The sequence below is a fragment of the Colwellia sp. BRX9-1 genome (assembly GCF_014077195.1).
In the GTDB taxonomy this organism is placed as follows: domain Bacteria; phylum Pseudomonadota; class Gammaproteobacteria; order Enterobacterales; family Alteromonadaceae; genus Colwellia_A.
The window spans coordinates 41161-52270 of sequence record NZ_JACGVM010000005.1 but is presented as its reverse complement, the minus strand read 5'-3'; the positions used below and the strand labels follow the sequence as shown (position 1 = coordinate 52270).

Genomic DNA, 11110 nt, shown 5'->3' with positions numbered 1-11110 from the left:
TTTCTTTAATATAAGACCTATTACTCAACGGTAACTGATTTTGCTAAGTTACGAGGTTGATCAACATCTGTGCCTTTAATTATTGCGACATAATATGAAAGCAATTGCAGTGGTAACGTATAAACAATGGGTGCGATTAAATCGTCACATACCGGCACATTAATAACTTTCATCGTATCATCACTGGCAAAATTTGCTTCACTGTCAGCGAACACATACATTAAGCCACCGCGCGCGCGGACTTCTTCAACATTTGATTTAAGCTTTTCAATTAAATCATTTTTAGGCGCAACAACGATTACAGGCATATCAGCATCAATTAACGCTAATGGTCCATGTTTTAATTCACCAGCGGCGTATGCTTCAGCATGGATATAAGAGATTTCTTTTAACTTTAAAGCCCCTTCCATAGCGATAGGATATTGGTCGCCACGACCTAAAAACAAAGCGTTGTGTTTGTCAGCAAAGTCTTCTGCTAAATCTTCGATAGAACTTGCTAATGCTAAGACTTCTTCTAGTTTACTGGGTAAAGCCATTAATGAACTGGCGATTTCATTTTGAACCGCTTCACTCATACCGTGATGTTTACCTATAGCCCAAGTCATCATTAACAAGCCGACTAACTGTGTGGTAAATGCTTTGGTAGAAGCAACGCCAATTTCTGCGCCCGCTTTGGTCATGAAAGCGAGATCAGATTCACGTACTAAAGATGAACCGGCTACGTTACAAATAACTAAGCTGGCTTTATAGCCAAGCTCTTTTGCTAAGCGAAGTGCCGCTAAAGTATCAGCTGTTTCACCCGACTGAGAGATAGTTACAATTAAGGCATTTTTAGGAACATGAGACTTTCGGTATCTAAACTCACTAGCAATCTCTATATTACAAGAAACACCCGCTAGCGACTCTAACCAATACCGAGCAACCATACCTGAATGGTAGCTAGTACCACAGGCAATAATCTGTACGTGTTCGATACCCTTAAATATTTCATCAGCGCCTTCACCAAAAGTATTCATATCGAGCACATTACCAGACAAGCGCCCCTCTAAAGTATTGCGGATAGCCGTAGGTTGTTCATAAGTTTCTTTTAGCATGTAGTGACGGTATTCACCTTTATCACCACTGTCTTGACTGATATCTTGTTCTTTTGCTTCACGCTTTACGGGTACGCCGTTAGTATCAAATACGTTAACTTCAAAACGAGTGACTTCAGCAACGTCACCTTCTTCAAGAAAAGCAAACTTTCGCGTGACCGGTAATAGCGCCATCATATCAGAGGCTATAAAATTTTCACCTACGCCATAACCTATCACTAAAGGGCTGCCAGAGCGTGCAACAACTACACGACTCTTATCGGTAGTATCAAGTACAACTGTGCCATAGGCGCCATCAAGCTGCTTAACTGTTTTTTGTACTGCTTCAAGTAAGGTCGCTGATGTTTTCAATTCAAGATGAACTAAATGAGCAATAACTTCAGTATCTGTTTCTGAAACAAATTCGTAGCCCATGCCCTGCAAACGTATTCTTAAACTTTGGTGATTTTCGATGATACCATTATGAACAACAGCGATATTTTCACTAGATACATGTGGGTGAGCATTCACTTCACTTGGCGCACCATGAGTAGCCCAGCGCGTATGAGCAATACCTGTTCCACCTGATAAAGGGGTTGTTATTAAAGCGTCTGCTAACTCTTGTACTTTGCCTAAGCGGCGTACTCTGTTTAATTGGTTGTTATTATCGATAATAGCAACACCGGCTGAGTCATATCCACGGTATTCTAGGCGTTTTAACCCTTCAACTAATATATCTGCTACATCACGTTGTGCTACAGCACCTACGATCCCACACATAGTTTTTCCTTTTATTTTGCAATGAGTAATTTAACGTCTTGTTCTAAGAGTTTGGCTTTGAGTTCATCAGACAGATCTGCATCAGTGATCAGTATGTCTATATTTTGCCAAGGAATTTCAACGTTAGGTATTTTACGATTAATTTTTTCAGATTCAACAAGTACAATAACTTCACGAGAGACGTCGGCCATCACGCGGCTAAGCCCTAAAAGCTCATTAAAAGTAGTCGTGCCACGCTCTATATCGATACCATCGGCACCAATAAAAAGTTGGTCAAAATCATAAGATCTCAAGACACTTTCCGCTACTTGACCTTGAAAAGACTCAGAATGTGTATCCCAAGTGCCCCCGGTCATCAATAATGTCGGTTCATTTTCAAGCGCATGTAAGTCAGAAGCTATAGCTAAAGAGTTGGTCATTACGATTAAACCTTGTTTGCTATTAAGCTCTTTCACTAAGGCCGAAGTCGTACTACCGCTGTCGATAATGATGCGGTTATGATCACGAATAAGTGTTGCCGCTTTACTGGCAATTGAAACCTTTCGTTTCGAAACTTTATCAGACTTATGCTCGATAATATCTCTAGGTAAAGGCACAGCTCCACCGTAGCGTCTGAGCAATAATCCGCTATTTTCTAGCGCAGCTAAATCTTTTCTGATGGTTACTTCTGAAGTAACGAATTTTTTTGCAAGACTATCGACACTTACTTCTCCGTGCTCATTAAGCTCAGAGATAATACTGTGGCGACGCTGCTGGGTGTTTCTTTTTGACATGCGATTAAGTTTATCTTTTGTTTCGTCACTTATCTTACAGAATAAGTTTCGTTTAGTAACTTAAGCTATTAGAACAAAAGTATGCTTTTATGGCAATAAATATTTATTTCACTGATATTAATCCTAATTAATATCAGTGAACATAAAAAAGAGGCACATATTGCGCCCCTTTCATTTTAAATATCAATTAACCTAGCTTTTTTTGGTCGGTCTTTGCCAGCCGGCTATATTTCTTTGTTTACCTCTAGCAACAGCTAATTCACTGGCTGCTACATCTTTGGCAATAACAGAGCCTGCACCTATGGTGGCATTAGCACCGATAGTAACCGGGGCCACTAACGAACTATTTGAACCGACGAAAGCACCGTCATCTATAATAGTTTTAAACTTATTAACGCCATCATAGTTACAAGTGATGGTTCCAGCGCCAATATTTACATTCTGACCAATAATCGTATCGCCCAGATACGTTAAGTGTCCCGCTTTACTACCAGCTCCTAAAGTTGTTTTTTTCATTTCAACAAAATTACCAACATGAGAGTCTTTATTCATTACAGAGCCGGGGCGTAGTCGAGCAAATGGGCCGACAGAACAGTCTTTACCAACAACGGCGTCTTCGATAATACTATTTGCTTTAACTATGCTATTTTCGCCGATTGTACAATTTTTTAAAATACAATTGGCTCCTATTTGCACACCACTCGCTAAGGAAACATCACCTTCGAAAATACAATTGATGTCGATATGCACTTCTTCTCCAATGACTACGTTTCCACGAATATCGATGCGGTTAGGATCACGTAGGCTTGCCCCTGCTATCATTAACGCTTCGGCTTCACGTAGTTGGAAAGCTCGTTCTAATGAAGCAAGTTGCACTCGATTATTGGCACCTTCAACTTCAATCTCGGTATCGGGATGCGCAGTAGCAATAGTTTTACCTTCATGATGACATGCGGCAATAATATCAGTTAAGTAATATTCACCTTGGGCATTGTCACTTGACAAATTTGCTAACCAACGTTTTAAATCTCCACCATTTGCTAATAAAATGCCGGTATTAGCTTCAGTAATTAATAACTGTTCGGCCGAAGCATCTTTTTGCTCTATGATGCCAACCACTGCATTATCTTTACGCATTATACGACCGTAGCCAGTAGGATCAGCTAAATTTACCGTTAGTAATCCCATACCATGGTCTGGTTTAACCGCTAATAATTTTTCTAATGTACTAACTTTGGTCAGTGGTACATCACCATAAAGCACTAAAACATTTTCATTATCTTTAATGAAAGGTGATGCCATATCTACGGCATGTCCGGTACCTAGTTGTTCTTTTTGTTCAATAAAGGTTAAATCATCATTTGCACTACTCTTCGCTATTGTCGCTTTTAATACTTCACCACCAAAGCCATAGACAATATAGATATTATCGGCGTTTAATTGGCGTGCAGCATTAATGACATGGCTAACCATAGGTTTGTCAGCAATTGCGTGAAGTACTTTAGGGAGTGATGAACGCATGCGAGTACCTTTACCCGCGGCAAGAATGACAACTGAAAGAGACATAGTATATCCGTTATTTATGTTTTTGATGGTAATAACAAATATTGTAACCTTGTTTTAACAGATAAACTATAGCCATGTAGCGCTATAAGTATCTGATATATTTTTACATCATCAAGATTAATCGCTTAACAAAGTTCAGTAAATTTAACCGAGTGACTTTGTGGTAAGACTTAATTAGCCAGTATATTAAAGACAAAAAAAAGCGATATATACCTTAAGTAAATATCGCTTTTCTGTCACTAAAACTTAGTGTTTTGTCTGTAAAGTTAGACTTTTTTATTAGACGCTTGTATTACGCGTAATTGCGCAGTTACTCGCGCTAATTCAGCCGCAACTTCAGCAAAACCAACATCTCCGCCATGGGCGTTCATGTGTTTTTCTGCACGTTGCTTAGCTTCTAATACTTCTTTTTCATCCAAATCGTCTGCACGTATCGCTATATCAGCTAATACGGTTACGTTATTTGGTTGAACTTCTAACATGCCGCCAGAAAGATATATAACATCTACTGAGCCACCATATTTAACAATACGAGCCATACCAGGTTTTAGCGAGGTCAATAAAGGTGCGTGACCAGGCATAATACCTAGTTCACCTTCTGAACCTGTGATCTGTAATGATTCAATACGTCCAGAGAATAGATTCTCTTCTGCACTTACTACATTTAGATTTACCGTCATTGCTGACATTTTGACCTCCTAAAGTAGGCGGTTAGATAGTCAATAAGTCGATGACTTACGTTAACCTAACACGCCCAAGCAAATTACATGTTTTTAGCTTTTTCAACTGCTTCTTCGATAGAACCAACCATATAAAAAGCTTGCTCAGGTAAATCATCGTATTCACCTGCAAGTAGGCCTTTAAAACCACTGATAGTGTTTTTAAGTGACACATACTTACCAGGAGAACCGGTGAATACTTCAGCAACAAAGAACGGTTGAGATAAAAAGCGTTGAATCTTACGTGCACGATTCACTGCTAATTTGTCTTCTTCAGATAATTCATCCATACCTAAGATGGCGATAATATCTTTAAGTTCTTTGTAACGTTGTAATGTTGATTGAACACCACGGGCAGTTTCATAATGCTCAGCGCCAACAACTAATGGATCAAGTTGACGAGAAGTAGAATCTAGTGGGTCAATTGCAGGGTAAATACCTTGCGAAGCGATATCACGACTCAATACAACCGTTGCATCTAAGTGAGCAAAAGTAGTAGCTGGAGAGGGATCAGTCAAATCATCTGCTGGTACGTATACCGCTTGGATTGAAGTGATTGAACCTTTCTTAGTTGAAGTAATACGCTCTTGAAGTACACCCATTTCTTCAGCAAGTGTTGGTTGATAACCAACCGCTGATGGCATACGACCAAGAAGTGCAGATACTTCAGTACCGGCTAATGTATAACGGTAAATGTTATCAACAAAGAATAATACGTCACGACCTTCGTCACGGAATTTCTCAGCCATTGTTAAACCTGTAAAGGCAACACGTAAACGGTTTCCTGGAGGCTCGTTCATTTGACCGTAAACAAGTGATACTTTATCAAGTACATTTGAATCGTTCATTTCATGATAGAAATCGTTACCTTCACGAGTACGCTCACCTACACCAGCAAATACTGAGTAGCCGCTATGCTCAATCGCGATGTTACGAATAAGTTCCATCATGTTAACGGTTTTACCAACACCAGCACCACCGAACAAACCAACTTTACCACCCTTAGCGAATGGACAAACTAAATCGATTACTTTGATACCAGTTTCAAGTAGCTCATTTGACATCGCTTGGTCAGCATATGCTGGCGCTTGGCGGTGAATTGACCACTTTTCTTCTTCGCCGATTGGGCCAGCTTCATCGATAGGCTCACCCAATACGTTCATGATGCGACCCAAAGTTGCAGTACCTACTGGAACTTGGATATTATCACCTGTGTTTTCTACATTCAGACCACGACGTAAACCGTCAGATGAACCCATGGCGATAGTACGAACTACGCCACCACCAAGTTGCTGTTGTACTTCAAGTACTAAGCCACTAAGGTTACCTTCAGTTATTTTTAACGCGTCATATACCTGAGGTACAGCATTTTGTGGAAATTCTACATCCACAACTGCGCCAATGATTTGGACGACTTTACCTGTACTCATGTTTAATCCTCTAATCTTGTGCTCTTATTTACTAATAAAATAAACAAAGAACTTTTGTTTATACCGCTGCTGCACCAGCACAGATTTCACCCAATTCTTGAGTAATACTTGCTTGACGCGCTTTGTTATATACCAATTGTAAATCATCAATTAAGTCACCCGCATTATCTGTTGCAGCTTTCATTGCAACCATACGAGCAGCTTGTTCACAGGCGAGATTTTCAACCACACCTTGATATACTTGCGATTCCGTATAACGAACGAGCAGTTTTTCAAGTAAAACTTGAGCATCAGGTTCGTATAAATAATCCCAGCTATGCTTAAATGCGTCATCATCTGACTTAGGCAGAGGTAAAAGTTGATCGATTGTTGGTTTTTGCGTCATGGTATTAACAAATTTGTTATATACAATGAACAATCTATCTATTTCACCATTATCATAGGCGTTCAACATTACCTTAACACTACCAATTAAATCAGTTAGTGAAGGATTGTCACCTAATCCAGACTTCTGCGACACTATTTTAGCACCGATATTGTTAAAAAATGACGTAGCTTTAGAACCCACTATGGCAAATTCAACATCGGCGCCCGCTGTTTGGTGTGTACCCGCATCAACAAGTACCTTTTTAAATAAATTAATATTTAAACCACCACACAAACCACGGTCTGTTGAGACAACGATATAACCTACACGCTTGACTTCACGTTCAACCATATATGGATGACGAAATTCTAAATTACCAAGTGCGACGCGACCGATCACATCTCGCATATTCTCAGCGTATGGACGAGATGCAGCCATATTATCTTGCGCTTTGCGCATTTTACTAGCTGCAACCATTTCCATTGCGCTGGTGATCTTCTGTGTATTTTTTACACTTCCAATCTTTGATTTAATCTCTTTACCACCAGCCATGACTATTCTCCAAAAAGGTGAACTAAATTACCAAGTTTGAGTAGCTTTAAAAGCTTCAATCGCTTTCGCTAAACCAGACTCGATATCTTTGTTATAGTCGCCTTTTTCATTGATAGTAGCCATCAACTCAGCGTGATCATTGTTTACGTAAGTGCGTAATGCATCTTCAAAATCAACCACTTTAGCGATTTCAACATCGTTCAAGTAACCTTTTTCTGCAGCAAATAACGATACGGCTGTTTCAGCAATTGACAATGGACTGTATTGCTTTTGCTTCATCAGTTCAGTAACACGTTGTCCATGCTCTAATTGAGCACGAGTCGCGTCATCTAAATCTGAAGCAAATTGAGCAAATGCAGCTAATTCAGCATATTGTGCTAAGGCTAAACGTATACCACCACCTAACTTCTTGATGATCTTAGTTTGCGCAGCACCACCAACACGAGAAACAGAAATACCAGCGTTAACAGCAGGACGAATACCTGAGTTAAATAGGTTAGACTCTAAGAAAATCTGACCATCAGTAATTGATATTACGTTAGTTGGTACGAAAGCAGATACATCACCCGCTTGCGTTTCAATGATAGGTAAAGCCGTTAATGAACCCGTTTTACCTTTAACTGCACCGTTGGTAAACTTTTCTACGTATGCTTCGTTTACACGAGCAGCACGTTCAAGTAAACGACTATGAAGATAGAAAACGTCACCTGGGTAAGCTTCACGACCTGGTGGACGACGTAAAAGTAATGAAATTTGACGGTAAGCAACTGCTTGCTTAGACAAATCATCATATACGATTAATGCATCTTCACCACGATCTCGGAAGTATTCACCCATAGTACAGCCAGAATATGCTGACAAGTACTGTAGTGCGGCAGCTTCAGAAGCACCAGCAACAACAACGATAGTATTATCTAACGCGCCGTGTTCTTCTAAAGAACGTACTAAGTTAGCAACTGTAGAAGCCTTTTGGCCTATTGCTACATATACACACTTAATACCAGTATCTTTTTGGTTAATAATGGCATCTAAAGCGATGGCAGACTTACCAATTTGACGGTCACCAATGATAAGTTCACGTTGGCCACGGCCAATTGGAATCATTGAATCAATTGATTTAATACCTGTTTGTACAGGTTGATCAACAGATTTACGTTCGATAACACCTGGTGCTAAAACTTCAACAGGAGAAAAACCATCATTTTCAATAGGTCCTTTACCGTCAATAGGCTCACCCAAAGTGTTAACCACTCGACCTAATAAACCACGACCTACTGGTACTTCTAAAATACGACCAGTACTTTTAACTTTTACGCCTTCAGCTAAGTCAGCGTATGGACCCATAACTACCGCACCGACCGAATCACGGTCAAGGTTTAACGCGATAGCAAAACGGCTACCAGGAAGTTCGATCATTTCACCTTGCATTACATCAGCAAGGCCATGTATACGAATAATACCGTCAGTTACAGAAACGATAGTACCTTCGTTGCGAGCTTCGCTGACAACGTCAAACTGTTCAATACGATTTTTGATCAGTTCGGCGATTTCAGTGGAATTCAGTTGCATGCTCTTTTCCCTTATTCTAGGATTGTAAAATTGTTGCTAAACGGCTCAATTTACCTTGTATAGAGCCATCAATTACCATGTCATCAGCTTTAATAATTAAACCTGAAATAATAGTCGCATCGACAATACAATTAAGCTTTACTTTTCGAGCCAAACGCTTTACAAGCGCGGCGCTAAGTGTTGTTTTTTGCTCTGCTGTAATTTCTACAGCTGAGGTTACATCCACAGTAACTTCTTGCTCAAATTCAGCTTTAAGTGCTAAAAATTGCGTCAAAACATGTGGTAGCACCAACAAGCGTTCGTTTTCTGCCATTATTTTCAAGAAATTTTGGCCTTGACTGTCTATTTGCTCGCCACAAACACTTAAAAAAAGTGCTTGTGCCTGCTCGACTGAAGCACCACCAGAAAGAACCCCTTTAATGGTTTCATCTTTGGCAACTTCAGCAGCAAAGGTCAGCTGTGATAACCAGCTATCAATAGCCTTTGCTTCAACAGCAAAATCGAACGCTGCTTTAGCGTAAGGACGAGCGACAGTTGTCAATTCAGACATAGCTCTATTCCCTCTTAAAGTTCAGCGACGAATTTATCTAAGATGTCACTATGTGTGGCGGCATCAATAGAACGTTCAAGAATCTTCTCGGCACCGGCGACAGCAAGAATAGCAAATTGTTTGCGCAATTCTTCTTTAACACGGTTACGTTCAGTTTCGATTTCTGTGTGACCTGTAGCTAAGATTTTTTCTTTCTCAGCTTGAGCTTTTACTGCAGCTTCTTCAACTATTTGCGTTTCACGTTTTTTCGCTGCTTCGATAATTTCGGCAGCTTGTGACTTAGCTTCTCTAAGTTGAGCAGTAGCTTTTTCTTGAGCAAGCTCAAGATCATTTGCAGCACGGTCTGAAGCAGCAAGTCCATCAGCGATCTTTTTCTGGCGAGCTTCAATAGCATCGTTCAATGGTGGCCATACATATTTCATGCAGAACCAAACAAAAACAACGAATGCTATTAATTCACCAATTAGAGTGGCGTTTAAATTCACAACCGCTCCTCCTTAATAGTAAGCTGTTCAAATAATGAAATTAAAGTACAAACAATAATACCATCGCGATACCAACACCGATCATAGCAACGGCATCGATTAAACCAGCTAAAATAAACATTTTCACTTGTAGTGAAGGAGCTAGTTCTGGTTGACGTGCACACGCTTCCAAGAATTTACCACCCATGTTACCAAAGCCAATTGCAGTACCAATAGCACCAAAACCGATTAGTAAAGCAACTGCGATAAACTTAATCGCTTCAGGCATTGTTAATATTTGTTCCATTTTTTTCTCCAAAGTTTTAATTGTAAAGTTAAAGTTAAAGTTAAAGTTAAGGTTAAAGGTTAAAAATTAATGATTATCAGAACTCGCCATACTTAAGTAAACGATTGTTAGCATCATAAAGACGAATGCTTGCAATACGATAACTAATATATGGAATACAGCCCAGACAAAGTGCAATGGAAGCTGCATCAAACCAACAGCGCCAATTAAGATGAATATTAATTCACCTGCATATAAGTTACCAAACAAACGTAGTGCTAACGAAAATGGCTTAGCAATAAGAGCAATGGTTTCAAGTAATAAATTACAAGGGATCAAAAATACCATCGCTAACTTGTTTTTGGTGTTGAACGGGTGCAAGGTTAATTCTTTAACAAAACCGCCAAGACCTTTTATTTTTATTGAATAAAAAATCATCAATAAAAATACGCCAAGTGCTAGAGCAGCCGTTAAATTAATATCTGTTGTTGGTACAACTTTCATGTAGACATCGTGACTGTCCATGCCGAAAGCAGTTTCACCGACAAAACCAGCAAATGCAGGTAAGAAATCAACTGGAATTAAGTCCATTAAGTTCATTAAAAAGACCCAAACAAATATCGTTAAGGCTAATGGTGCAATTAATGTACTTTTTCCTTGGAACGTTTTATTAACGTTGTCACCGACAAACTCGACAACCATTTCAATAAAACATTGAAATTTATCAGGAACACCTACAGTAGCTCCTTTAGCAGCTTTGCGAAAAGTCCACAAAAACAGCATACCTAGGCCAATTGACCATGCTAGTGTATCTATATGCCATGTCCAAAACCCACTGTCACTACATGCTTTATTAAATGCTAAACCAGTATCGGTTGTACACATTTTTGCATTAGTTAAATGGTGTTGGATATGGCTTGATAAGGTGACTTCTTCTGCCATTTTATTATCCCAAAAGTTAAAGTTTATAAATCTTTATCG

Annotated in this window: 11 protein-coding genes; all 11 read right to left on the bottom strand. The window is 39.5% G+C overall.

Annotated features, from left to right (window positions below; translation table 11 throughout):
- Positions 1–20: 20 nt before the first annotated feature.
- Positions 21–1853 carry a glutamine--fructose-6-phosphate transaminase (isomerizing) gene (gene glmS / locus H4J76_RS06825; RefSeq protein ID WP_182217843.1) on the bottom strand — a complete coding sequence of 611 codons (1833 nt, stop codon included), beginning with the start codon at positions 1851–1853 and terminating at the stop codon, positions 21–23.
- Between the two features lie 11 nt (positions 1854–1864).
- Entirely contained in the window at positions 1865–2626 is a 762-nt protein-coding gene (locus H4J76_RS06820; RefSeq protein ID WP_182217845.1) for a DeoR/GlpR family DNA-binding transcription regulator, read from the bottom strand.
- Positions 2627–2818: 192 nt separating this feature from the next.
- On the bottom strand, positions 2819–4192 hold the full coding sequence (gene glmU / locus H4J76_RS06815) for a bifunctional UDP-N-acetylglucosamine diphosphorylase/glucosamine-1-phosphate N-acetyltransferase GlmU (RefSeq protein ID WP_182217846.1): 1374 nt from the start codon (positions 4190–4192) through the stop codon (positions 2819–2821).
- A 266-nt stretch (positions 4193–4458) separates the two neighbouring features.
- On the bottom strand, positions 4459–4881 hold the full coding sequence (locus H4J76_RS06810) for a F0F1 ATP synthase subunit epsilon (RefSeq protein ID WP_070375313.1): 423 nt from the start codon (positions 4879–4881) through the stop codon (positions 4459–4461).
- A 74-nt stretch (positions 4882–4955) separates the two neighbouring features.
- Complete coding sequence (gene atpD / locus H4J76_RS06805) at positions 4956–6341, bottom strand: F0F1 ATP synthase subunit beta (RefSeq protein WP_182217848.1); 1386 nt, start codon at positions 6339–6341, stop codon at positions 4956–4958.
- 58 nt (positions 6342–6399) lie between these two features.
- Entirely contained in the window at positions 6400–7260 is an 861-nt protein-coding gene (gene atpG / locus H4J76_RS06800; protein ID WP_182230304.1) for a F0F1 ATP synthase subunit gamma, read from the bottom strand.
- A 27-nt stretch (positions 7261–7287) separates the two neighbouring features.
- On the bottom strand, positions 7288–8829 hold the full coding sequence (gene atpA, locus H4J76_RS06795; RefSeq protein WP_070375310.1) for a F0F1 ATP synthase subunit alpha: 1542 nt from the start codon (positions 8827–8829) through the stop codon (positions 7288–7290).
- A 16-nt stretch (positions 8830–8845) separates the two neighbouring features.
- The gene (gene atpH, locus H4J76_RS06790; RefSeq protein WP_070375309.1) at positions 8846–9379 is read right to left on the bottom strand and encodes a F0F1 ATP synthase subunit delta; all 534 of its coding nucleotides are present in this window, start codon (positions 9377–9379) and stop codon (positions 8846–8848) included.
- Between the two features lie 14 nt (positions 9380–9393).
- Positions 9394–9864 carry a F0F1 ATP synthase subunit B gene (gene atpF, locus H4J76_RS06785; RefSeq protein ID WP_070375308.1) on the bottom strand — a complete coding sequence of 157 codons (471 nt, stop codon included), beginning with the start codon at positions 9862–9864 and terminating at the stop codon, positions 9394–9396.
- 40 nt (positions 9865–9904) lie between these two features.
- Positions 9905–10132, bottom strand: a complete 228-nt coding sequence (gene atpE / locus H4J76_RS06780; RefSeq protein WP_086745850.1) for a F0F1 ATP synthase subunit C — start codon at positions 10130–10132, stop codon at positions 9905–9907.
- A gap of 84 nt (positions 10133–10216) precedes the next feature.
- The gene (atpB, locus tag H4J76_RS06775; protein WP_182230303.1) at positions 10217–11071 is read right to left on the bottom strand and encodes a F0F1 ATP synthase subunit A; all 855 of its coding nucleotides are present in this window, start codon (positions 11069–11071) and stop codon (positions 10217–10219) included.
- Positions 11072–11110 lie beyond the last annotated feature (39 nt).